The sequence below is a fragment of the Streptomyces sp. NBC_01485 genome (assembly GCF_036227125.1).
GTDB lineage: Bacteria > Actinomycetota > Actinomycetes > Streptomycetales > Streptomycetaceae > Streptomyces.
This window is the reverse complement of record NZ_CP109435.1, coordinates 633085-657753: the sequence shown is the minus strand read 5'-3', so window position 1 is coordinate 657753 and position 24669 is coordinate 633085. Positions and strand designations below refer to the sequence as shown.

Annotated in this window: 17 protein-coding genes; 2 read left to right on the top strand and 15 right to left on the bottom strand. The window is 70.7% G+C overall.

The features are described 5' to 3' along the window. Positions 1–22: 22 nt before the first annotated feature. The 11 genes from OG352_RS02675 to OG352_RS02625 all read right to left on the bottom strand — a co-directional run bounded on the left by OG352_RS02675 (position 23) and on the right by OG352_RS02625 (position 17457). Positions 23–1768 carry a CocE/NonD family hydrolase gene (locus tag OG352_RS02675; protein ID WP_329213901.1) on the bottom strand — a complete coding sequence of 582 codons (1746 nt, stop codon included), beginning with the start codon at positions 1766–1768 and terminating at the stop codon, positions 23–25. 35 nt (positions 1769–1803) lie between these two features. After that, positions 1804–2550, bottom strand: a complete 747-nt coding sequence (locus tag OG352_RS02670; RefSeq protein ID WP_329213899.1) for an SDR family oxidoreductase — start codon at positions 2548–2550, stop codon at positions 1804–1806. Positions 2551–2554: 4 nt separating this feature from the next. Then, on the bottom strand, positions 2555–3313 hold the full coding sequence (locus tag OG352_RS02665; protein WP_329213897.1) for an enoyl-CoA hydratase/isomerase family protein: 759 nt from the start codon (positions 3311–3313) through the stop codon (positions 2555–2557). Then, entirely contained in the window at positions 3310–4974 is a 1665-nt protein-coding gene (locus tag OG352_RS02660; protein ID WP_329213895.1) for an AMP-binding protein, read from the bottom strand. The genes OG352_RS02665 and OG352_RS02660 overlap by 4 nt, the downstream gene beginning before the upstream one ends. Before the next feature lie 164 nt (positions 4975–5138). Then, the gene (locus OG352_RS02655; protein WP_329213893.1) at positions 5139–5762 is read right to left on the bottom strand and encodes a TetR/AcrR family transcriptional regulator; all 624 of its coding nucleotides are present in this window, start codon (positions 5760–5762) and stop codon (positions 5139–5141) included. Between the two features lie 82 nt (positions 5763–5844). Further along, entirely contained in the window at positions 5845–7668 is a 1824-nt protein-coding gene (locus OG352_RS02650; RefSeq protein WP_329213891.1) for a glycoside hydrolase family 3 protein, read from the bottom strand. Then, the gene (locus tag OG352_RS02645; protein WP_329213889.1) at positions 7665–9326 is read right to left on the bottom strand and encodes a hypothetical protein; all 1662 of its coding nucleotides are present in this window, start codon (positions 9324–9326) and stop codon (positions 7665–7667) included. The genes OG352_RS02650 and OG352_RS02645 overlap by 4 nt, the downstream gene beginning before the upstream one ends. Before the next feature lie 11 nt (positions 9327–9337). Next, positions 9338–11212, bottom strand: a complete 1875-nt coding sequence (locus OG352_RS02640; protein ID WP_329213887.1) for a flavin-containing monooxygenase — start codon at positions 11210–11212, stop codon at positions 9338–9340. A 69-nt stretch (positions 11213–11281) separates the two neighbouring features. Beyond that, positions 11282–13093: a beta-glucuronidase gene (uidA, locus tag OG352_RS02635; protein ID WP_329213885.1), complete on the bottom strand. Its 1812-nt coding sequence runs from the start codon at positions 13091–13093 to the stop codon at positions 11282–11284. An 87-nt stretch (positions 13094–13180) separates the two neighbouring features. Continuing rightward, positions 13181–16237, bottom strand: a complete 3057-nt coding sequence (locus tag OG352_RS02630) for a glycoside hydrolase family 2 TIM barrel-domain containing protein (RefSeq protein ID WP_329213883.1) — start codon at positions 16235–16237, stop codon at positions 13181–13183. Beyond that, on the bottom strand, positions 16234–17457 hold the full coding sequence (locus OG352_RS02625) for a glycoside hydrolase family 1 protein (protein ID WP_329213881.1): 1224 nt from the start codon (positions 17455–17457) through the stop codon (positions 16234–16236). Before OG352_RS02625 ends, OG352_RS02630 begins: the two co-directional genes overlap by 4 nt. 181 nt (positions 17458–17638) lie before the next feature. Between OG352_RS02625 and OG352_RS02620 the strand changes: the two genes are divergently transcribed. Both OG352_RS02620 and OG352_RS02615 read left to right on the top strand, forming a co-directional pair. Further along, a complete protein-coding gene (locus OG352_RS02620) occupies positions 17639–18262 on the top strand; it encodes a TetR/AcrR family transcriptional regulator (protein WP_329213879.1) in 624 nt (207 codons plus the stop codon). After that, positions 18259–19245 (top strand): Gfo/Idh/MocA family protein, encoded by a 987-nt coding sequence (locus tag OG352_RS02615; RefSeq protein ID WP_329213878.1) that lies wholly within the window; start codon positions 18259–18261, stop codon positions 19243–19245. The genes OG352_RS02620 and OG352_RS02615 overlap by 4 nt, the downstream gene beginning before the upstream one ends. A gap of 82 nt (positions 19246–19327) precedes the next feature. On the opposite strand, the gene OG352_RS02610 is transcribed toward OG352_RS02615, so the two are convergent. From OG352_RS02610 to OG352_RS02595, 4 genes are all read right to left on the bottom strand, one after another. Further along, positions 19328–20224: an ATP-binding cassette domain-containing protein gene (locus tag OG352_RS02610; RefSeq protein ID WP_329213876.1), complete on the bottom strand. Its 897-nt coding sequence runs from the start codon at positions 20222–20224 to the stop codon at positions 19328–19330. Next, complete coding sequence (locus OG352_RS02605) at positions 20221–22056, bottom strand: dipeptide/oligopeptide/nickel ABC transporter permease/ATP-binding protein (RefSeq protein WP_329213874.1); 1836 nt, start codon at positions 22054–22056, stop codon at positions 20221–20223. Before OG352_RS02605 ends, OG352_RS02610 begins: the two co-directional genes overlap by 4 nt. Then, entirely contained in the window at positions 22053–22994 is a 942-nt protein-coding gene (locus tag OG352_RS02600; RefSeq protein ID WP_329213872.1) for an ABC transporter permease, read from the bottom strand. The genes OG352_RS02605 and OG352_RS02600 overlap by 4 nt, the downstream gene beginning before the upstream one ends. 88 nt (positions 22995–23082) lie before the next feature. Continuing rightward, on the bottom strand, positions 23083–24630 hold the full coding sequence (locus OG352_RS02595; protein WP_329213870.1) for an ABC transporter substrate-binding protein: 1548 nt from the start codon (positions 24628–24630) through the stop codon (positions 23083–23085). Positions 24631–24669 lie beyond the last annotated feature (39 nt).

The window sequence follows — 24669 nt, the reverse complement described above, 5'->3', positions numbered from 1 at the left end:
GTCCGTCGGGCTGGTGCGGCCGTCAGCGGGGGATGATCGGGAGGATGAGACGGGAAGGGCGCAGCTCGTCGTGGAAGACGTGCTGGGTGGCCGGAACCGTCTTGTCCGAGGTGGCGTGGGTGATGCGCTCGCCCGTGTTCGGGTTGAGGTCGAAGGTGGGGTACTCGCTGGAGGAGACGTCGAGCCGGATGCGGTGCCCGGCCTGGAAGACGGTGCTCGTCGCCCACAGGCTGATCTCGTAGCGGTACGGCGTTCCCGGCGTCCGGGGCTCGGCCACCTTGTATCCGGTGCGGACGATGCCCTGGCAGACGGTGACGGCGGTGCCGTCGGGGAAGACGTCGACCAGCTTCGCGGTGAAGTCGGTGTTCTCCACGGACGACGACGCCCACAGCTCCAGCGTCACCGGACCGGTGACCTCCACCTCGGCCTCCAGCGCCGGGGTGGAGTAGACGAGCACGTCGGACCGCAGGGCGACGGCGTCGAGGTCGACCGGGTCGTTGTACGCCGCGCCCGTCCGCAGGGAGCCGGGCACGGGGTCGCTCGGGTCGTACACGTACGTGTCGGGCTGCTCGTCGGCCGGCGGCTCGGTCGACAGGCTGCGGTCACCGTCGGCACCGTGCAGGTGGTACGGGGTCCACTCGGTCCTGGCGAGGGGCCATTCCTGCTCCTCGCGCCAGACGTTGTCGCCCATCACGTACAGCCGGACCCGCGGCTCCTGCGTCTCGTAGTCCGGCAGTTCACCCTTGAGGTGGTGGGCGAAGAACCGCATGACCGGTGCTTCGGGGCTGAAGTCGACGAAGTACCCGGCGTTGTCGTCGGCGTCGGGCCGTTGCTGGACGCAGTTGTGGTTCCACGGCCCGACGAGCAGCCGCTGCCCCTTGCGGGTCCGCTCGGTGGAGCCTTCCTTGGACAGCGTGGTGTAGGCGTCCAGGTTGCCCTTGGCGAAGAAGTCGTACCAGCCGCCCAGGTGGAAGATCGGCAGGTCGATGTCCTCGACATGGGCGGCGGCGCTGATCCGCTGCCAGGCCGGGTCCTGTCCGTCGTCCTGGTCGCACCAGTCGCGGAACCACGGCGCCAGCTCCCGCAGCTCCTCGACGTCCCGCAGCGGGCGGCGGTCCAGCATGCTGCGGGTGGCCTCCACCTCCAGCCGGCCCATCTCGGCGAGCTTCGCCGGGTCGCCGAGGCCCCGGCCGTCCATGAGCCGACCGGCGGCGGCGAAACCGGGCAGCGGCGACGGAACGCCCCGGCGGTCGGCCTCCTCCGTGGTCATGAGGCCGCTCCAGCTCAGCGCGAGGCCGAGGTGGAGCACGCCGGGCGCGTAGTACCAGGTGCTCTCGCTCCAGTCCCAGCCGCAGGTGAACGGGGCGAGCGCGACCAGGTGGGGCGGCCGGGCGATGGCGGCGGCCCACTGCGAGAAGCCGCTGTAGGACATGCCCCACATGCCCACCTTGCCGTTCGACCAGGGCTGGGCCGCCGCCCACTCGACGGCGTCGTAGCCGTCCTCCACGTCCGGTACGAACGGATAGAACTCGCCCTCCGAGCCGTACCGGCCGCGACAGCTCTGCACGATCACGGCGTAGCCCTGCCGGGCGATCATCTCCGCGAACATCGCCGAGATGCCGTCGCGGGGGGTGTACGGGTAGCGCTGGAGCAGCACCGGGTAGGGGCCCGGCCCGGCAGGCCGGAAGATGTCCGTGCGCAGACGGATGCCGTCGCGCATCGGCACCATCACGTCGTTCTCGACGACGAGTTCAGCGGCGTCAGCCATGTGGTTGTGTCCCCTTCAGTTCGACTGGTGGTCGGTCAGCGCAGAGCGGTGCCGGTGCTGATCCCGCCGTCCACGTCGAGGATGACGCCCGTCACGTACCGGGCCGCCTCCGAGCACAGGTAGGCGGCGGCTTCGGCGATGTCCGTGGGGTCGCCGATGTGCCCCATGGGCACCCGGGCGGCGAGCTTGGCGCGGGCGGCGTCGTTCATCGAGGCCAGCATCGGCGTGCTGATGAGGCCGGGCGCGATCGCGTTCGACGTGATGCCGTGCTTGGCGCCCTCGAGGGCGATCGTGCGGGCCATGCCCACCACGCCGGCCTTCGCGGCGGCGTAGTTGACCTGCCCGAAGTTGCCCCGCCAGGACATGGACGAGAAGGACAGGATGCGGCCGTAGTCCTGCCGCTTCATGTGCGGGAACACCGCCCGGCAGCAGTGGAACATGCCGCGCAGGCTGACGTCGACGACGGCGTCCCACTCGTCGTCGGTCATCCGCTCCAGCCGGTTGTCGCGGATCACCCCGGCGTTGTTCACCAGGACGTCCACCCGGCCGAGGGCGTCCACCGTGCCGGCCACCCACTCGTCGACCTGCTGGGGGTCGGCCACGTTCACGACCGACGTGCGCACGTCACCGGCGCACTGCTCGGCGGTCTCCTTCAGTGAGGCGTCGTTGACGTCGCACAACGCCAGTCGCGCGCCCTCCGCGGCGAACCGCTGGGCCATGGCGCGGCCCAGGCCCTGTCCGGCCCCGGTGATCAGAACGACTCGGTCTTCATAACGTCGCACGGTGCTACCTCACGGCTCGCTGGTCGAAGAAATGGGTGAGCTTGGCGGCGATGTCCTGCTCGCGCCAGTGCTCGGCGAACACGTCGAGCTCTTGCAGCAGGGCCTGAGCCACGGTCGGATCGGCGAGCAGCTGCTTCATCCGCGCATGGCCGGGCGGCAGGCCCGTGAAGGACCGCGCCACGGCCGAGACGGTCGTCTCGAACTCCTCGGCGTCGGCGACGGCCTGGACGAAGCCGCTGGGCACGAACTGCTCGGCCGGCAGCAGTTCGCCGGTGAGCATCAGGCGCCGGGCCAGGGGGTCGCCCACCTTGCGGGGCAGCCGCACGCTCGATCCGGCGCCGGGCAGCAGGCCGTTGCGGATGTGCCCGTCGCCGATGACCGTGCCGGCCCGGGCCACGACGGCGTCGCAGGCGAGCGCCAGCTCCAGCCCGCCGGCGACCACATGGCCGTGCACGGCGGCGATGACGGGCTTCGGCGCCGTCTCCAGCCGGGTGAAGCATTCGGAGACCGTGCCGAGGAAGGCCAGCGGGTCGCCGCCCGTGCGGGCCAGCTCCAGCAGGTGGCGCAGGTCGGCGCCGGCGCAGAAGCTCGGCCCGTTCCCGGCGATCACCACGGCCTCGGTGTCCGGATCCTGTATCGCGGAGGCGACGGCGTCGTCCAGGGACTCGATCAGGTCCGGGTTGATCGAGTTGCGGCTCTCGGGCCGGTTGAGCCGGATCCAGCGGACGGCGCCGCTCTGCTCGGTGAGTACGGCGGTGGTCACGCGTGGGCCCCTGGGTCGGTCTGGCGCTGCTGGCGCAGGACGAATCGCTGGATCTTTCCGCTGGGCGTCTTCGGCAGCTTGTCGGTGAAGTGCACCGTGCGGGGGTAGGCGTGGGCGGCGAAGCGCTTCTTCACCAACTGCTGGAGTTCGACGGCCAGTTGGTCGGAGGCCTCGACTCCGTCCTGGAGGACGACGAACGCCTCCAGGACCTCGCCGCGGACCTCGTCGGGCGCGGCGATGACCGCGCACTCGACCACCGCCGGGTGGGTGACCAGGACGGACTCGACGTCGAACGGGCCGATGCGGTAACCGGCCATGATGATCACGTCGTCGTCCCGCGAGGAGAAGTGGAAGTAGCCCTCCTCGTCCACCCGGCCGACGTCACCGGTGTAGTACCAGCGGCCGTCGGGGCTGAACTTCTCCGCGCTCTTCACCGGGTCGCCCTCGTACCCGTGGAACCAGGCCAGCGGGCTCGCGGCGAGGTCGGCGGCGATCCGGCCGACGGTGTTGGCGGGGGCGATCTCGTCGCGGTCCTCGTGCAGGACGCGCAGGCTCCACCCGGGCATCGGATGCCCCATGGACCCGGGCAGCACCTCCCGGCGCAGCGCCGGGAACTGGTGGTTGTTGACCAGCATGCCGGCCTCGGTCTGCCCGTAGTGGTCGTGCACCTGGATGCCGAACGCCTGCTCGGCCCAGGCGTTGACCTCGGGGGTCAGCGGCTCGCCCGCGCTGGACGCGCAGCGCAGCGCGAGGCCGTCCGGCACCGGGACGCCGGAGGCGCGCAGCGACCGGTACACGGTGGGGGCGGCGGTGAAGTTGGTGACCTTGAAGTCGTTCATCACCTGCCAGGTGAGCTCGGCGGAGAACCCGGAGTGCAGCAGCACGCTGGGCACGCCCAGGCTCAGCGAGGCGATCACGCCGAAGTAGAGCCCGTAGGCCCAGCCGGGGTCGGCGGCGTTCCAGAAGACGTCGTCCTTCGTCACGCCGCAGCCGTACTCGGCGTAGAGGCGGAAGCCGGAGATCGCCGCGGCGGGTACGACGACGCCCTTGGGGCGGCCCGTCGTGCCGGACGTGAAGATGTGCACCAGCGGCGCGTCCCCGCCCAGGGCGGCGGCGGGGTGGCCGGGCTCCTGCGCGTCGAGCAGCTCGGGGAAGCGGAGGTCACCGGGCTTGCCGGGGCCTTGGCTGACGACGATCTGCCACTTCGCGTCGGCCGGGATGTCCTCGCCCGGCTCCAGCTTCGCCCGCTGCGTCTCGTCGCAGATGACGACCTTGGCGTCACTGGCCAGCAGGCGCAGGGCGATCGCCGGGGACGCGAAGGCGGTGAACAGCGGCACCGTCACCGCGCCGAGCCGCCAGGTCGCGAGGAGCGCGACGAGGTAGTCGACGCTCTTGCCCATCAGCGTCGCCACGCGGTCGCCGGGCCCGACGCCGAGGTCGGCCAGGGCGGCGGCGAACCGCTCGGACTCCGTCTTCAGCCGGCCGTAGGTGAGCACGGTGGCCGACAGGTCAGGCTCGATGACGGTGTAGGCCACGGCGTCGGACGGGTGCCGGTCGCAGAGGAGGTGGGCGACGCTCGCGTGCGGGTCGCTGTAGAGGGTGACCAGCTCTTGGACCCGGTCGAGCGGGTCGGTGGCAGAGCGGGGATCGGTGAGGGCCATCGTTTGCCTCATAACGGAACGACGAAGGCGACCTTCGCAATGTGCGGGTACGATTTCGCGTACGTTAGTACTCTATGAAGTATTCATCAAGGGTGTGAACAACAGTCGACGGGCTGAATGCGGATACGGCGTGACCGAAACGCGGTCCGAGGGCCCCTCGCCGGTCAGCGAGGCGTCTTGGACACCGCCCCGAGGACGAGGTCGCTCAGCTCGATGAACGCGTCCCCGGAGGACAGCCCCGTCGAACCGAGCAGCTCGCGGCTGTGGATGCCGTCGATCAGCAGCCCCACGGCCTGACTGACGAACTCGGCGTGCACCGCCCGGAAGTCGCCCGACTCCACGCCCGCGTGGATCATCCCGCGGACCCTGCTCGTCGCGGCGAGCGAGTTGACCGTGTAGATCTCCCTCGTCGTGTCGTTGTCGAGCATGTCGTCGTAGCACGCGGCCGACATACGGCGCATCTGGTTGCCGACCGCCGCCAGATACGTGGCGATCTGCTGTGCCGGGTCCGCGACCGCGGCGACCTCCTCCTCCACCCGCTCCGCGGCGTCGTGGAAGAAACGCTTGAGAGCGGTCGCCACGAGATGGTGGCGGTTGGAGGAGAGCGCGTACAGCGTGGACTTCGAGCACTGCAGACGGGTGGCGAGCGTGTCGACGGTCAGCCCGGCGAAGCCCTCCGCCAGGACGATCACCTGGAGTTTCCCGAGCAGCTCGTCCCGCCGGTCGTCGTCGAGTCGCTTACGTCCGGCACCGTTCGCGCGCCGACCGGTCCGCGAGCCGGGCTGCACGGATGAGCCACTCCCCACCGGGGCCGAACTGTTCGGGTACGGAATCATGCCTCATCGTACTGTGGGGCTCCGAAGGCACGGTTCACGAGGACGCTGCACCCCCCTCGCGAGGTCGGTAGGCGAGTCCGTGGCCGAACGCGAACACCGGGTCCCTGCCGTCGCTCGGGACGTCGGAGCGCTGTCGTTCGACGTCGGCCATCGAGCGGGGCAGGGGGAACGGCAGGCTGCCCTCGGGGGCCTGCCGTCCGAAGAGCACGTCGAGCAGTGGCACGTCGCCCGAGCCGTAGTTCCCGACCAGGGCGGCCGAGGCCTCGGCGATCTCCGGAAGCACGGCGGGGCGGTCCAGGTAGATGTCGACGACGGTGGGCACCTTGGCGCACATGGCGAGGACCGGAGCGAGTTCGTCCGCGTCGAAGGCGAGCCGGCCGGCGTGGAAATACTGGGAGATGGGACCAGTGCGCTTTTCGAAGGGGGCGCTCAGCCGCAGGATCGCCACGTCCGCCTCCTCGGGGCCGGCCACGACGGTGCCGTACCCGGCGGCCGTCTCGGGGTCGACGCCCTCGACGTAGACGCGGGTGCCCTCGGCGAGCGGGAGCACGGCGTCGGCGTTCTTGAGCAGGGTGACCGACCGGCTCTGCGCGAGCCGTCCGGCCAGCACCGCCTCCGCGGTACCCACCACCGACGCGGCGGCGTCGACGTCCACGAACGGGTTCTCGAACAGACCGAGGACGAACTTCTCGCGCAGCAGCCGTCGTACGGAGACGTCGACGCGTTCCTCGGACACCTTGCCCGCGTGTACCAGCTCGACCACCAGCTCGGGGCAGGCCTCGCCGCCGAACTGGTCGCAGCCGGCCTCGATGACCTTCAGCGTCCGCTCGGACGGGGTGAGGTGCTCGACGCCCCAGGCCCGGGCCGAGACGAGGTCGTTGTCGGTGACCAGGCCCCAGTCGGTGCACACGATGCCGTCGAAGCCGAGCTTCTCGCGCAGCAGCCCGGTGATCACGCCCTTGTTGAAGCCGAAGCCGACGGCTTCCATCTCGGTGTCCACCGGCATGCCGTAGTAGGGCATCATCTGCGAGGTGCCGGCCTCCAGCGCCTTGAGGAAGGGCGCGAGGTGGTAGTCGAACATGCCGCCCGGGTAGACCTGTTCACGGCCGTACGAGAGATGCGGGTCCTCGCCGTCCTTCTGCGGTCCGCCGCCGGGGAAGTGCTTGGTCATCGCCGCGACCGAGTGGGAGCCGAGGGTCTCGCCCTGCAGGCCCTTGATGTACGCGGCGACCAGGCGGCCGGTGAGGTCCGCGTTCTCGCCGAAGGTGCCGCTGATCCGGGACCAGCGCGGCTCGGTCGCCAGGTCGATCTGCGGGTGCAGGGCCACCCGGATGCCGACCGCGAGGTACTCCCGCCGCACGACGTCGGCGAAGGCCCGTACCGTCTCCTCGTCGCCGATCGCGGCGAGGCCGGTCGTCTCCGGGAACTGGGCGAAACCGATCGCGACCGCGGACGTGGCCCAGTTCTCGGTGAAGTGGTGGCGCGGGTCGCTGGACAGGGTCACGGGGATGCCGAGGCGGGTGCCGAGTGCCACCTCCTGGACGCGGTTGTGCCAGGCCGCGATCTCCTCGGGCTCGGCGCCGCCGACCAGGTTGAAGTGGTTCAGGTGACGCTGCTCGATCGTCTCGCGCATCGGACGGCCCCACTGCACCTGCTCGGGGTCCTCGACGAACTCACCGCCGGGCCCCATGAGGGCCTGGCTGTGGAACATCAGGCCGGCCTTCTCCTCCAGCGTCATCCGGCCGAGGAGGTCCTCGACGCGCTCCTCGACGGGGCGGGACGGGTCCTCGTACGGGGCCTCGGCACCTTTGCGGAAGCGGGCGCGGGGCGACGGCGTCGTCGGGTCGGTGCGGGTCACTCGCATGTCTCCTCGGGGTGCTCAGCCGATCGGTTGCCTCGGCTGTTTCGGTTGTCTCGTCGACGGATGGTGAGGCGCAGCACGCTCCCCTCCCCGTTCGCCGAGACGAGGAGGGCGCCGTCCGGGCTCAGCGCGAGTCCGGCGAACTGGCGCGGGGGACCGGCGGGAGCGGAGACCGGCGCGGGGTGGGGGCCGGCGACTCCCGGGGGCAGACCGACCGCGAGATCCTCGGCCTCGATCCGGCTCTCGCCGGTGACGAGGGAGATCGAACGCAGCCTCCGGTGCTCGACCTCGACAGTGAACAGTTTGTTGCAGCGGACGGCAAGCCCCTGCGGCGAACCGAGCCCGTCCGCGACGGTCACCGCCTTGCCGTCGTCGACGCGGAGCACCGCGCCGAGCCGGTCGTCGCTGACATAGCAGGTCGCACGCTCGTCGAAGGCCACGTCCACGGGGTGGGCGAGTCCCTCGGCGAGCACCGTGAGGGTGTCGGCCTCGTCGATCCGTACGACCCGGCCCGCGCCGGACTCGGCGACCACGAGCGAGCCGTCCGGGGCGACGGCCAGTCCGCCGGGCTCGTTCAGGCCCGTCGCCCGTAATCGTGTCGTGCCACGGGCCGGGTCCTCGGTGCGCACCTGGCCGAGCTGTGAGGTCGTGTGCAGGAGTCCGTCGTCCGCGGTGACGCCGTGCACGAAGGGCATCAGCGCGCGGGTGGTGCCGCCGGGCTCGTCCGAGGCGGAGCCGGTCAGGCGGGCCAGCCGGTAGTGGTCGGCCGCGTGCACCGTGCCGCCGAGGTCGACGGTGATCCCGTACGGGCCGTCGAGGCCGCGCGGCACGATCTCGCGGATCCGGCCGTCGGCGTGCATCTGCGTGACGCCGCCGCTGGCGAAGCTGGAGACGAACATACGGTTCTCCGCGTCGAAGGCCGCGTTGTCCAGCCCCGCGACGCCCGACGTGACGACCGACCGGGCACCGGTGGCGAGGTCGATGCGGGTCACGATGCCGGCGATGCCGCGGGAGAGGACGACCAGGGTCCCGCCCCGGTCGAAGCGCACCGCCACCGGGTCGTGCACGTCCCGCGCGAACAGTTCGGGCGTGCCGCCGTCCGGGGGGATCCGCCAGACCTGGTTGTCCACCATGTGCGGGTAGTACAGCCAGCCGTCGGGCCCGAGCTGCATGGCGTTGCCCAGGGCCAGACCGTCGGTGAGGACGACCGGGTCGCCGCCGCCGGGGAACAGCTCCAGGAGACGGCCGTTCATCGTCATCTCGTTGACGAAGAGCCGGTCCCCGACACACGTGATGCCGTTGGGGGCCCGGAGCGCGTCGCAGACCAGGCCGTAGTCGCCGCCCGGGCCGCGGCGCCACACCCGGCCCGGTGTCAGGTCGGTGATGTACATCGAGCCGTCCGCGCCGAACGCGAGGTCGTCCGGCGCCTGTACGGGGCTGTCGAGCTCCACCACGACCTCGACGTCACCCGACGCCGGGTCCACGGCGCTGATCTGCCCGGCGAGGAACTGCGCCACGTACAGCCGTCCGTCGGGGCCGAACGCGACACCGTTGGCGCCCCACAGCCGGTTGGGCGGGTTGAGCCTGCGCACGTCGAAGCGGTCGCTCGTCGGCCGGCGGCGGCCGGTGGGGTCGAATCGGCTGGGGTGCGTCATCGCCTCCCGGGTCATCCGACGACGACCTCGTCCATGCCGCCCTCCGCGCGCCAGCGCCTGAGCAGCTCGTGGAAGGCGATCGGCCCGTCGCCGAACGACTCGCTGCGCCCGCTGGGCATGCCCTCGTTGTTGTAGTAGCCGGGCGTGCACTCGGCCTGGAACTTGTGGAGGCTGGGCACCTTCTCGTGGATGGTGTCGACCCAGGCGGCCTCGGCGTCGGCGCTCGGCTCGACGTGGCGGGCCCCGCGCTCGCGGGCCTCGGCGAGGACCGCGGCGACGTGGGTGGCCTGCTCGTCCAGGATGTGGACGTAGTTCACGGACGCGGCGTTCTGCAGCGAGCCGAGCTGGAAGAGGTTGGGGAAGCCGTGGCTGTACAGGCCGTGCAGCGTCCTGGGCCCCTCCTTCCACCGCTCGGGGAAGGTGACCCCGTCGCGGCCGTACACAGGAAGCTCGCCGGACAGGATCCCGGAGACGCCCACCTCGAAACCGGTGGCGAAGACGATGCAGTCGACCTCGTACTCCGTCCCGCCCACCACCAGGGCGTTGCCGGTGATGCGCTGCACACCCCCGTGGTCGGCGGTGTCCACCAGGGTGACGTTCGGCCGGTTGAAGGTCTGCAGATAGGTGTCGCTGAATCCGGGCCGCTTGCACATGTAGCGGTACCAGGGCTTGAGCGCCTCGGCCGTGGCCGGATCCTCGACCAGGTCGTCCACCCGGGCGCGCAGCTCGTTCATCTTCTGGAAGTCGGCCAGTTCGCCGAGGTGGTCCCGCTCCCCGGCCGGCAGGTGGGCGTAACTGTCGGTCGGGACGAGGTTCTGCAACAGCCGGGCGGAGGCGGTCCAGCCGTCCCGCACCAGATCCTGCTCCGCCTGGCCGCCGCTGACGAGCGTGAGGAAGTTGTCCCGGCGGCGCCGGGACCAGCCGGGGGTCAGAGACTCGGCCCAGGCGGGGTCCGTGGGGCGGTTGTCGCGCACGTCGACCGAGGACGGCGTGCGCTGGAACACGTACAACTGCCGTGCGTCGCGCCCGAGATGAGGCACGATCTGGATGGCGGTCGCGCCGGTGCCGATGACGGCGACGCGCTTGTCGGCGAGCTTGTCGAGGTTCCCGCTCGCGTCACCGCCGGTGTAGGCGTAGTCCCAGCGGCTCGTGTGGAACGTGTGCCCCTTGAACGTCTCGATGCCGGGGATGCCGGGAAGTTTGGGCAGGCTGAGCGTCCCGCTGGAGACCACCACGTGGCGGGCCCGCATCAGGTCGCCGCGGTCGGTGGAGACGATCCACTCCGACTCGCCCTCGTCCCAGCGCAGTTCGGTCGCCCGGGTCTGGAAACAGGCGTCGCGGTAGAGGTCGAAGTGCCGGCCGATCGCCCTGGCGTGCTGCCGGATCTCCTCACCCGGCGCGTACCGCCAGGTCGGGACATGGCCGACCTCCTCCAATAAAGGCATGTACACATACGACTCGATGTCGCACTGGACCCCCGGATAGCGGTTCCAGTACCAGGTGCCGCCGAAGTCCGCCGCCTGCTCGATCATCCGGATGTCCCGCACCCCGGCCTGCCGCAGCCGGGCGCCGGTGAGCAGACCACCGAAGCCACCTCCGACGACCGCCACCTCCACCCGGTCGAACAGGGGCTCACGGGTTGACTCGGGCTCCGCGTAGGGGTCGTCGCCGTACGTGCCCGACTCACCGGTGATGCGCCGGTACTGGCTGTTGCCGTCCGGGCGGATCCGGCGGTCGCGCTCCGCCCGGTACCTGGCGCGCAGGGCGTCCGGATCGAAGCCGAGCCGGTCCGGCTCCCCGGCCGAGGAGGCGGGCAGCCGGCGAGGCAAGTCGAGCCGGTCCGGCTCGCCGGCTAAGGAGGCGGGCTGCTTGCGGGGGGTGACCATGGGGGCCTCTCTGCTGTCCGTCGGACGATGGGTGTCCGGTCTGCTCGCCCGGACGTCGGGGGTGGCGGTCTACTCGCCGGTGTTCGACGGCTTGCGTCCGCCGAGCGGCAGCCAGCGCTGCCGCAGCGCGTGGGCGGCGGCCTTGGGGTGCCGTTCGCGGGTGAAGACGCCCTTCTTGTTGCCGCCGACCCGGTGGATGCCGTGCGAGGTCTGGAAGTCGGCGAAGTTCCACACGTGTTCGCCGATGAAGGCGTCGATGCGGTCGAAGACGCGGTGGTTCGTCTCCAGGTAGGCGAGCTGGTACTCCTCCGTCCAGGGCGTGTCCCACACGGAGTGCAGCCCCGGCAGGGTGTCCGCCCCGTACTCGCTCATCATGATCGGCTTGCCGAACTTCTCGGCCCAGCCGCGCAGATCGCCCTCCAGGTACAACTCCGCGGTGGCCAGGTCGCCGGTGGCGATGTACCAGCCGTAGTAGCGGTTGATGCACAGGACGTCGAAGAGGTCGGCGATGAGGTCGTTCTCGTGCGTCGCGAACATCACCGCCGCATAGCTCACCGGACGCGTCGGGTCGAGCTTGTGGGTCAGTTCGACGAGCGGCTCGAAGTACTCCCGCGCGCCCTGCTCGTTGGAGGACGGCTCGTTGGCGATGCACCACATCACGACGCTGGGATGGTTCTTGTCGCGGGCGATCAGCTCCCGGATCGCCTGGGCGTGCGCCGCGCGCGTGTCGTCGCCGAACGTCTCGTCGGAGAACGTGGCCCGCGGCGGGGTGCCCATGAGCCCGGCCTCCACGGCCAGGTTGAGGCCGACGGCCGCGGTCTCGTCGATGACGACGATGCCGTGCCGGTCGGCGAACTCCATGACCTCCTCGGCGTACGGATAGTGCGAGGTGCGGAAGGAGTTGGCGCCCATCCACTCCATGAGCTGGAAGTCGTGCACGAGGTAGGCGTCGTCGTGGCCCTTGCCGCGCACCGGCGTGTCCTCGTGCTTGCCGAAGCCGGTGAAGTAGAACGGCTCGCCGTTGATGAGGAACTGGGTCCCGCGCACCTCGACCGTGCGCACCCCGAACGGCTCGGTGAAGGTGTCCACGACCTCGCCGCCACCGTCACCGCCACCGTCCAGGACCTCGACGACGAGGTCGTAGAGGTACGCCGCACCCGGCTGCCACAGCTTCACGTCGTCGATCCGCAGCGTGCCGTTCGCCCCCTCCCCGGCGGCGACCTCGATGCCGTCGGCGTCGACCGCGCGCACCCGGACCGCGGCCGGCGCGTTCGTCTCGACCGAGTAGCCGACCGTCCCGGCTCCGCCGTCGAGGCCGGTCACGACGGTGATGTCGTCGACGTGGACCACCGGCTTGCTGTACAGCCACACCGACCGGGCGAGCCCCGCGTAGTTGTAGAAGTCGTGCAGGTACGTCTGCTTGCGCCGGCCGTCGTGGGAGACGGTGATCGAGCCGGGCGGCATCGTGACGCTGGTCAGCTCGTTGTTGACGCCGATGGTGAGCCGGAACTCCCCGCCGGGGCGGACGTGTTCGGTGATGTCCGCCTCGAACGGCGTGTAGCCCCCCACGTGTTGGGCGACCAGCACGTCGTCGACGTACACCTTCCCCTCGTGCGTGGCGGCGTCGACCCGCAGCACGACCCGCTCGCCCGCCCAGCCGCGCGGCACCCGCACCAGGCGCTGGTACCAGACCCAGCCGACGTGGTCGCGGATCGCGCTGTCGGTGAACAGGTCGTTGTAGCTGGCCGGTACGGGTGCCTCCAGCCGCGTGTCGAGGGGGCCGGTCCACGGCTCGGGGCCGACGGCCGGGGCGACGGCGAACCGCCAGATCCCGTCGAGGTTCACCAGCTCGCGGGTGGCGGTGGAGCGGGGCTTGAGCATCGAAGGTTCTCCTACGCGGTGTGGTCGTGGGCTCCGGCGCACGGCCGGGCGGCCCCGCGCCGCATCGGGCGGGCGGGGCCGGAGCCGTCAGTCGGCGGTGTTCTCGAGTGTCAGGCGCCACTCCCACGCGTACTCGCTGCCGGCGAGCCGGTGGCGCGGGTGGGTGTCGGGGCCGAGGACCGCCGTGCCGAGACCGCGGTGCGCGATGTCGAGGTGCACCACCGTCTTGTGGCTCGGCGCGAGCTCCCACCAGTGCTCGGCCGCCTCGATCTCGCTCACCTCGTAGCGGCCCACGTTCATGTGGAGCGCGGTCGGGTGGGCGGTGCGGACCGTGCCGGCGGGGCCGGTCAGGTTCAGTGCGGTGACCCCGCCGCGGGTCCCGTTCTCCTGCGGGAGGAGGTAGGGCACGGCCAGGTCGTCGATGGGGCTCTCCCAGGAGCCGAGCAGGGCCGAGGCCCGCCGGTCGGGGTAGTTCTCCCACGGGCCGAGACCGACCCAGCCCGCGTCCTGGAACCCGTCGACGAGTTCGAACTCCATGCCGACGCGCAGCCCGTCCCGGGTGCCCTCCGGCAGTGTCACCTGTTCGGCGAGGACCCAGTCGCCGTCGGCGAGCGCGGTGATCGTCCGCCGGTGCACGACCTCGTCGCCGAAGGCGGCCTCGTAACGGGTGGTGACCACGGCCCCGTCGCCGGTCTCCTTGACCTCGACGTCGGCGGGCGTGAGCTTGAAGAAGCCGGAGCGCACGAACCGGTTGTCGAGCGAGAACGACTTGTCGTGGCAGGTCAGCGCCCGCCACAGGCTGAGCTGCGGGGAGCGGCGCAGCAGCGGGTGGCTCAGGTTGCCCTCGGCGTCGAGCGGCAGCGCGGCCCTGCGCGCCGGGGCGGCGGGCAGCCGCACGGGTGCCTGGGGGAACGTGACCTGCTCGGCGGCGACCTCGGTGCCCGCCGGCGCCCACAGGGCGTCCTCGCGGGTCCGCACGGTCAGGGTCAGCGCCAGGGTCGCCGGTTCGGCGGCGAGCAACTTCCGCAGTGCGGCGGGGATCTCGATCGTGCCCTCGGCGCCCGCGGCCACTTCCGGGGTCGGGACGGCCACGGCTGCGGCCGGACCGGCCGGGGTCTCGACGCGCAGTTCCAGCGTGTACGCGCTGAGGTCCGCGAACGACTGGCGGTTGCGGATCCGCAGCGTCCCGGCCCGCGCCTCCTCGGCGTCCGAGACGGTACGGACCGGGCTGAACAGGCCGCGCGCCTCGAACAGCGCGGGCTTAGGGGTGAGGTCGGGGAACACCACGCCGTTGACGAGCATCGGCCCGTTGTGGGTCTCGTCGCCGAAGTCGCCGCCGTAGCGCAGCTTTCCGTCGCCGTCCCGGTCCAGGGAGTGGTCCGTGAACTGCCAGATGAAGCCGCCCTGGAGGCCGGGCAGCGACTCGAAGAGCTCCCAGTAGTCGGAGAGCCCGCCGGTGCCGTTGCCCATGGAGAAGGCGTACTCGCAGGTGATCAGCGGGCGGTCGGCGCGCGGGTCGGCGGAGTAGCCGGTGAGGCTGGCCATGGCCGGGTACATCGGGCAGAGGATGTCGGTCGAGGCGTGGCCGGCGTGCCAGTCGGTGGAGATCGAGCCCTCGTAGTGCAGGGGCCGGGTGGGGTCGAAGCGCCGGATCCAGGCGGCGGCGGCGTCGTGCGCCGAGCCGTCGCCGGTCTCGTTGCCCAGCGACCAGGAGATCACCGACGGGTGGTTGCGGTCGCGCAGCACCATCCGGGCGATGCGCTCGATGATCGGGTTCAGGTAGGTGGGGTCGTCGGCGATCGTGGAGGCGAAGGCGTGGCCCTCGACGTCCGCCTCGTCGATGACGTAGAACCCGATCTCGTCGCACAGGTCGAGGACCTGCGGGTCGTTGGGGTAGTGCGAGGTGCGGATCGCGTTCACGTTGAACCGCTTGAGCAGGGACAGCTCCGCCAGGTGCCGTTCCCGGGACATGACGCGCCCGGTCTTCGGGTCGACGTCGTGGCGTGCCATGCCCTGGATCAGGACCCGCTCGCCGTTGACGAGGAGGTCGCGGCCCTCGACGCGCACCCGGCGGAAGCCGACGCGGATCCGGGCCTCGTCGGCGACCTTCCCGTCCGGTGACACGAGCTGCACCACGAGGTCCTCGAGGTGGGGGGTCTCGGCAGACCAGGGCGTGACGTCGAGGTCGGAGAGGGAGAAGGCCGTGCAGCCGGCGGGCGCCGCCGGGTCCGGGAGCTTGGTCATGGTCGCCGGGATCGCGCGGAACTCCGGGGGGACGGGCGCGCCTGCCGCGGTGATGCTGATCATGTCCATGAAGTCTTCGGGCAGCAGCGGCTCGGGGCGCACCGACCGGTCCAGGGACGGCAGCGGGAGGGTGCGGGTGCCGAGGCGGGCGGAGACGGGCAGCCGGATCGACCGGTCGAGCACGTCGATCCGCACCGACCAGCCGCCGGTGTCGTAGAGGTGGCCCAGCCCCGAAGTGGACACGTTCACCTGAAGGTCGCCGCGCCCGGTCTGCGGGTCGTAGTCGGCGACGGCGGACACGTCGGCCAGGGCGATGTCCGCCACCGTGTAGAGGTAGACCGGGCGGGTCAGGCCCGACTGCCACCAGTGGTCCTGGTCCTCCAGGAAGCTGCCGGCGGACCACTTGGCGACCCGGAGGTCGATCCGGTTCGTGCCGGGCACGACGGCGTCGGTGATGTCGAACTCGGCCGCCAGGTGCGAGTCCGAACTGGTGCCCACCGGGCGGTCGTTGACGACCACGCGCAGCAGACCCGAGGCGGCCCCGACATGCAGGATCGTCCGGCGCCCGGCGACGGGCGACAGCTGGATCACCCGGCGGTAGACGCCCGTCGGATTGTGCGCGGGAACCTGCGGGGGCACCTCGTCGAACGGCATCGGCACGTTCGTGTAGTGCGGCACGTCCCCGTTCGCGAGGTCCTCCTGCATCGTCCACAGGCTCGGGACCTGGACCTTCTTCCAGTTCAGGTCGAGCGGCGCGGTCGGCGACGGCAGCAGCTGGAAGTCCCAGGTGCCGTCGAGCTCGATGTCGGGGGTGCGGCGCAGGGCGCGCATCGGCAGCCGGCCCACGGAGTGCAGCCCGGAAGCGTCCCAGGGGCCCATCGTGTTCTCCGTCGTCGTCATGCCTGCTCCTCCAGTGCCTTGCCGCCGCTGCGGGCGACCTCTCCCAGCCAGCCGAGGCTCGGCTTCGGGTGCCGCTCGAACGTCTCGCGGTCGACCGCGATGAGTCCGAACGTGGGCTCCCAGTGGCCCCACTCGTAGTTGTCCAGGGCGGTCCAGTGGAGGTAGCCGCGTACGTCGATGCCGTCGTCGATCGCCGAGAACAGGTGGCCCAGAGCCTCCGAGGTGTACGCGATCCGCCGGGTGTCGTCGTCGGTGGCGATGCCGTTCTCGGTGATGAGGACCGGGGTTCCGCCGGTCGTCTCCCAGGCGTGCCGGACGGCGATGCCGATCGCGTCGGGCCGGTACGCGTTGCCCGTCAGCGTGTTGTCGGGGCTTTCGGGGTGAGGGACGATGCCGTTGGCGTCGACGGTCTGGCTGGAGTAGGACTGGACGCCGATGAAGTCGTCGCCGCGGGCCGCCTCGAGGTACAGGTCCTCGCGGACGTAGCGCACCTCGCGCAGCTTCTCCTCGTTGCCCGGGGTCGGGGTCAGCGCCTGGCAGGCCACGGTCCAGCCGGACTTGGCGCCGGTGCGCTCCTTGAGAACCTCGCGGGCGGCCTGGTGGGCCTTGGCCAGCCGGCGCCCGATCGTCGGGTCGGGGGAGGGCAGCACCGGGCGGGCGTCCCCCTCGAGGGTGGGGCTCAGCCACTTCTCCGCGTCGTCCTCGGACCGTGCCTGCCGGGACTGGCCCATCAGCGCCATCAGGGCGAGGATGTTCGGCTCGTTGATGGTGCAGACCCACTCGACGCCGTCGAGGATGCGGGTGGCCGTCTCGACGTAGGACCGGAAGCGGTCGATCGCCCGGTCTTCCAGCCAGCCGCCGTCCTCGGTGAACCAGCGGGGGTTGGTGAAGTGGTGGAGGGTGACGACCGGGGTGAGGCCGAGGTCCACGGCGGTGTCGATCATCCGCCGGTAGTGGGCCAGCTCGGCCAGGGAGATGTGTCCCTCGGCGGGCTCGATGCGGGCCCACTCGATCCCGAAGCGGTAGGAGTTCAGGCCGGCGTCGGCCAGCAGGCGCATGTCCTCGGCGTACCGGTGGTAGCTGTCGACCGCGTCGCCGCTGCGCGCCATGCCGGGCATGTGCGGCTCGTACGCCCACCAGTCGCTGTTGGTGTTGTTGCCTTCGATCTGGTGCGGAGCGGTCGACGCGCCCCAGAGAAAGCCGGGAATCAGTTCAGTCACCGTCGAGATCCTTGCTGGAGACCGGAGAAGAGGCCGCGGCTCGGTCGATGGAGACCGGCGGCGATGGTTCTACGCTAGCATGAAATTCGAATCGCGATACTATTTTCGCGGCCGCCCTTTTCGGGGTGGCCGACCACGAGGCCGCCGGACCGGTCGGGCGGCCAGCAGCGGGAGAGTGCGCATGAACGCAACCAACGGCCGTGGGCCGTACGCGAAGTCGGCGGAGGTGCGCCGACGGATCCTGGAAGCCTGTGTGGACGCCTTCGGGGAGACCGGCTTCTACGGCGCCACCATGAAGGACATCGCCAAGCGCGCCGAGATCAGCCACACCGGGCTGCTGCACCACTTCTCGCGCAAGGAGGACCTGCTCATCGCCGTACTGGAGCTGCGCGACGAACGCGGCGCCCAGTTCCTCAAGTCGGCCGACGCCATCGACCCGGCAGCCCACCCCGTCGAGGCCCTGAGGGGAATGCTGGCCGTCATCGTGGACAGCGAACTGCAGCCGGGAATCATGGAGTTGCATTGCGTCCTCTCCGGCGAGGCGACCTCTCCGGGCCACCCCGCACACACGTACTTCGCGAACCGCTATCGCAGCGTCCGCCGCTTCTACACCGAGGCGTACACAGCGCTCGCCGAACGCGGCGAACTGCGCTCGGAGGTGGACCCGGCCACCCTCGCCGCGATGACGCTCGCCCTCATCAACGGCCTGCAGGCCCAGTGGCTCTTCGACCGTGACTCGGTGACGATGGAGTCCGCCATCCGCGCCTTCCTGGTGTCCGTCGTCCCGGGACTGGTGGCCCGATGAGCCTCTCCGTCGGCGTACTCGGCGCCGCCCGCATCGTGAAGTCGGCGCTCCTGGAGCCCGCCGCGACACTCGACGGCGTCGAGGTCATCGCCGTCGCCGCCCGGGACACCGGGCGGGCCGTCGCGTTCGCGGCCGAACACGGCATCCCGAGGGTGCTCGACTCCTACGACGCGGTCGTCGACGACCCGGCCGTCGACGCCGTGTACGTCCCCACGCCCGCCGCCCTGCACGGACACTGGACGCGACGCGCCATCGAGGCCGGCAAGCACGTGCTGTGCGAGAAGCCGTTCACGGCGAACGCCGACGAGGCCGCGGCGATCGCCGAACTCGCCGAGTCGAGCGGACTCGTCGTGATGGAGGCCCTGCACTCGCGGTACCACCCGATGTGGGCGCGGATGAGCGAGCTGATCGACTCCGGTGTGCTCGGCCGGATCGGCACCGCCCGGGCGGAGTTCAGCACGCCGCACGCCGACACCGCCACCGACATCCGGTGGCAGCCGGACCTCGGCGGCGGCGCCCTGATGGACCTCGGCGTCTATCCGGTACGGCTGCTGCGCCACCTGTTCGGCGAGCCGGAGGTGACCGGGGCGCAGATCCGTGACGTGGACGGCGTCGACGGTGCGGTGACAGCCCGACTCGCCTTCGCGGGAGGGGTGTCGGGCGAGGTCGTCGCGATCATGGAGGGGGGCGGCGGTTACGCCGCCGACCTCCGCGTCAGCGGTTCGGCGGGGACCCTGTACGTGCGCATGCCCTACCACCCCTACCTGTACGGGGAGTTGACGCTCACGACGGACTCGGGCGTCGTCGTGGAGCAGGGCGACCCGCGGACCACCTACTCGTTCCAGCTGGAGGCGTTCCGCGACGCCGTGACCGACGGGGCGCCCAACCTGACGGACGCGCGGGAGGCGACGGCGACGATGCGGGTCATCGACGCGGTGTACCGGGCCGGCGGCCTGCGACCGCGCGCCCCCCTCACCCCCTAGCGCAGCCGACGCGACCACGACCGGAGCGGCCGCCGCGGGGCGGCCGCTCCGGTGGGCCTGGAGTGCAGGGGCCTGTACACGGTCAGGCCGCACCGGCCCGCACGTCCTGCTCGGCGTCGGCGCTCGCCTTGGCGCCGGCTTCGGAGTCGGCGTCTGCCTCCGCCAGGCGGCGCCGTTCGGCGCGTCGCCGTGCCTGCTCGACCGGATCCGCGACGGGGGCAGCGAGCAACAGGCGCTGGGTGTAAGGGTGTTCGGGGGTCGAGGTGACCTGTCCGGCGGGACCGGTCTCGACGATGTCGCCCTGGTAGACCACGCTCACCCGGTGGCTCACGTGCCGCACCACCCCGAGGTCGTGCGAGACGAACAGGTACGCGACCCCGGTGCGCCGCTGGATGTCGATGAACAGGTCGAGCACCCTCGCCTGGGTCGACAGGTCGAGCGCGGAGACGGGCTCGTCGCAGACGATGAGCTTCGGCTCGGGAGCCAGCGCCCGGGCGATCGCGACGCGCTGGCGCTGACCGCCGCTGAACTCGCTCGGCAGTCGCTCGGACGCGTCCTTCGGCAGCCCCACCTGGTCGAGCAGCTCACGCACCCGCGCCCGCGCGTCGTGCGGCGTCGCGCCCTGGACCACCAGCGGCTCGCTGAGGATGTCACCGACGGTGAGCGACGGGTTGAGCGAGGTGTAGGGGTCCTGGAACACGACCTGGATGTCGCGCGCGAGCGCGCGCCGCGCCTTGCCCGCGACATGGGTGATGTCCTCGCCCGCGAACAGGACGCGTCCGCCGCTCGGCTTCACCAGGCCGAGCACGGCGCGGCCGATGGTCGTCTTGCCGGACCCGGACTCGCCGACGATCCCCAGGGTCTCGCCCGGATGCGCCGTCAGGGACACCCCGTGCAGGATCTCCACCGGGCGGGCCCGGAAGCCGCGCCCCGGATAGGCCACGCGCAGATCGCTCACGTCGAGCAGGGGAGCCATCATGATGCCTTCTCCTCGAGAACCTCGGTCGTGTCGGCCGCGGCGGCCTTCGCCAGGGCCGCGGCCACGGCGTCCGGGGGATCGGTGCGCAGGTTGTTCTCGTCGAGGATGGAGCCCAGGAGCATCCGGGTGTACGGATGCCGTGGCGTCCGGAAGATCTCCAGCGCCTCCCCGACCTCGACGACCTCGCCCTGCTGCATCACCGCGACCCGGCTGCAACTGTCCGCCACCACACCGAAGTTGTGGGTGACAAGGAGCACGGCCATGTTCAACTGCTTCTGCAGGTCCCGCAGCAGGTCCAGGATCTCCGCCTGGACGGTCACGTCGAGCGCGGTCGTCGGCTCGTCGGCGATGAGCAGCTTCGGGCTGCTGGCCACCGCGCCCGCGATGAGCACGCGCTGCGCCATGCCGCCGGAGATCTGGTGCGGGTAGGAGTCGAAGGTGCGCTTGGGGTCGGGGATGCCCACGCGCTTCAGCAGGGCGAGCACATGGGCGCGCGCGGCCTGCCGGGACATCGGCTGCGCGGCGCGCAGTCCTTCCATGAGCTGCGACCCCACCGTGAACGAAGGGTCGAGGTTCGACATGGGTTCCTGCGGCACGTATGCCACGGACGTGCCGCGCAGTTCGCGTAGTTCGCCCTCGCCGAGGCCGAGGAGCTCGCGTCCGTCGAGCTTGATCGAGCCGCGGGTGACGACCGCCTCCGCCGGCAGCACGCCGAGGAGCGCGAACGCGGTCTGGGTCTTGCCCGACCCGGACTCGCCGACGAGGCCCAGGGTCTCCCCCGCGTCCAGGGTCAGCGACACACCGCTGACGACTTCCTTCAGCTCACCCGAGGGCGTGGGGTAGGCGATGGCGAGGTCTTCCACCGTCAGCAGGTGCGTGGCCGGGGAGTCGGCGTTCGCGCCGGAGTTGGCGCTCTTGACGGTCTGCGGCCGTGCGGGCGTGGTGATCTTGGCCGGCTTCGGCCGGGCCCGGTCCAGCGCGTCGCGCAGCGAGTTGCCCAGCAGGACGAACGACGCGTTGATGAGGCCGAGCGTGAGGCTCGGCCAGATGAACTGCATCGGCGTCTCATAGATGTTGACGAAGCCCTCGCCGATCATCAGACCGAAGCTGGGGACCGTGTTCGACCCGAGACCGAGGAACGCGAGGCCCGACTGCAGGCTGATGGACGAGCCCATCAGGAACGCGGTCGCGATGATGATCGGCCCGCGGATCACGAACAGCACGTGCCGGCCGAGGATGCGCAGATCCGTCAGGCCCGAGACCCGCGCGGCGTCCACGAACAGCTCGTTCTTCACCCCGACGACGAGGCCGCGGACGAGACGGAAGATGCCGGGGGACGACAGCACGCCGAAGATCAGCATGGTGGCCCGGTAGTCGCCGCCCGTCAGGGGGAGCAGCACGATCAGCAGCAGCAGACCGGGGAAGGTCATGATGAGGTTGAACACCCAGTCGGTGGTGGTCCGCACCCGGCGGCCGAAGTAGCCGCCGACGAGCCCCGCCGTGACGCCGATGACGAGCGAGACGCTCGCGCCGATCAGGCCGGCGATCATGCTGGTGTTGATGGAGTGCAGCAGCCTGGAGAAGATGTCGCGGCCGCTCTGGTCGCCCCCGAGCAGATAGCCCGAGCTGCCGGGGGCGGCGTTGATCGCGTCCAGCGAGGCCTGGTTCGGGCCGTGCGAGGTGAGCAGCGGGCTCAGTACGCCCAGCAGGACGATGACGAGCAGTATTCCGCCGGTGATGACGGCCTGCGGGTCCTTGAGGATCTTGCGCAGGGGCGACTTGCGCTGCGGGGCGCTCGGCCCCGTCACGGTCGCGAGGTCGGGGGCGCTCACTGCTGCCTCGCCTTCGGGTTGAGCCAGCCGTTGACGATGTCGACGATCAGGTTGACTCCCACGATGAACAGGACGCCGAACAGGGAGAGGCCCATGATGATCGGGACGTCGCCCTGGAGGGCGGCGTTGAAGGAGTAACTGCCGATTCCAGGCAGTGCGAAGACGTTCTCGATGATGAGGGCGCCGCCGAGCATCGCGATGAACTCCAGGGACAGGACGGTGAAGGCCGGCCCGGCGGCGTTGCGCAGGGCGTGTCGCAGCACGATCGACCGGGGGGAGATGCCACGGGTGCGCAGGGTGCGGACGTAGTCCTTGCGCAGCTCGCCGATCATGGCGCCGCGGATCTGCGCGGACAGGTTCGCGATGCCGCCCACCATCAGGGCGATCACCGGGATGGTGATCGAGGCCAGCCAGCGGCCCGGGCTCTCGGCGAACGGCGTGTAGCCGGTGGCCGGCAGCCAGTCCAGCTTGACGGCGAAGACGACGACGAGGCCGATCGCGAGCAGCAGGTTCGGCACGATGTAGCCGAAGAGCGAGGCGACCTGCGTGAGCCGGTCGACCACGCCGCCGCGCGACGCCGCCAGGACGCCGAGGACGACGCTGATGACGGCGGTGAGGAACAGGGCCACGACGACGACGGACAGTGTGACGGTGAGGTGGTCGGCGACGGCCGTTCCGACGGGCTGGCTGGTGAAGTACGAGACGCCGAAGTCGCCCTTGAGGGCGTGCAGCAGCCAGTCCAGGTACTGGACGATCACCGGACGGTCCATGCCCATCTCGGCCTTCTTCGCCTGGACCGTCGCGGCCGTGGCACCGGTTCCGAGAATGCTTCTGACGATGCCGTCGAAGGACGTGCTCAGGAGGAAGAACGTGATCATTGATACGAGGACGGTGAGCACCAGGCTCGTGCCGAGCCGACGCAACACGTAGGAGATCATGGGGTGGGGCTCCTTCGGACCAGGACCGACGGGACGTGGTTCCGGGCCCGCGACGGCGGTGCCGCCGCGGGCCCGGAACGCACGCGGGCTAGTCGGAGATGCCGAACGCCCGGATGGTGCTCAGGGTGTTGGAGCCGTCACCGAGGTACACGACGCCCTTGGTCGCCCAGCTGTTGCCGAGGAAGGAGATCGGCGAGCTCCACGCGTCCTTGACGGCGAACTCGTTGACCTTCTTGTAGGCGGCACCCGACTTCGCCGGGTCGAGCTCGCCCGCCGCCTGGCCCAGCAGCTCGGTGAGCTCGGGGTCCGTGGAGTGGAACGGGTTCAGGAAGCCGCCCGGGGTGAAGTTGTTGCCCGCCTCACGCGCGGAGATGCTCAGCCCGTCGAGGAAGAGGAACATCGGGTACTTCTTCGAGGTGATCGCCGAGAAGTTGTTCTGCGCGGGCACCGGCGTCCACTTCACCTTGATCCCGATGTCGTCGAGCGCCTGCGTGACGGTCGGCTCGAACGCCTTGGTGTAGATGAAGCCCGGCATCGTGACGGAGAACCCGTTCGCATAGCCGGCCTCGGCCAGCAGCTTCTTCGCGGCCGCGGGGTCGAAGGGGTAGGTCTTCTCGAGCGCGGGGTCGTAGGCGCCGCCCGCGGGGTTGAAGACCTGGAGCGTCGGCTGCGCGGCGCCCTTGAGCAGTTGCTCGGCGATCTTCGGCCGGTCGAACGCCATGTTGATCGCCTGCCGCACCCGCGGGTCCGCGAGCGGCTTGAGTATGCTGCCCGCCCGGTCGGCGAGCACCAGGTTCGCCACCGCCGTGGCCTTGAGGGGCGAGATCTTGTAGCCCGTCGCCTTGAGCTTGGCGGAGTTCTCGGGGGCGGCCGGACCGGCGTTGATCTGGCCGGCCTGCAGCGCGTTGGACGAGGCGGTGGGATCCTGGATCACCTTCACCGTCACGCTCTGGAACGGATAGGCCTTCACGTTCCAGTAGTCGGCCCGCCGCTTGAGTACGTACGTCGTGCCGGTCACCGACGACTTGTCGAGGACGTAGGGACCCGAACCGACCGGGTTGAGCGCGGTGCTCTTCTGGGTCATCGTCGCCGGGTCGCCGATCACTCCCGCCGCCATCGAGAGGGTGGCCAGCAGCGAGCCGTCCGGCTGCTTGAGGTGGATCACGACGGTCGTGGCGTCGGGAGCCTCCACCGACTTGACGGAGGCGAGCTGGCCCTGCTGCGCCCCGGGTGTGGCCATGGTGCGTTCCAGGGTCGCCTTCACCGCGGCCGCGTCCACCGCCGCGCCCGAGGAGAACTTCATCCCCTGGCGCAGCTTCAGGGTGAGGTTCAGCCCGTCGGAGGAGTACTTCCAGCTCTCGGCCGCGTTCGGCTCCAGTTTGCCCTTGTTGTCGGTGTACAGCAGCGTGTCGTACAGGGCGCCCCAGACGTAGCCCGCCTGCCCGTCGGTCAGCTGGGTCGGGTCGAAGGAGTTCGGCGTGGACTGGATGGCGAGGGAGAGCGACTCGGCGCCGGGCGACGACGAGCCCGTCGTCCCTCCGCCGCACGCGGTCAGCGTCAGCAGCGCAGAGGCCGTGATCGCCACGGGAAGTGCCCGGAACCGCGCTCGCGGGCCGTTGGATCGAATACGCGTCATGGTGGATTCCTTTTTGTCCCGTGCGATCCGGGGTCCGGT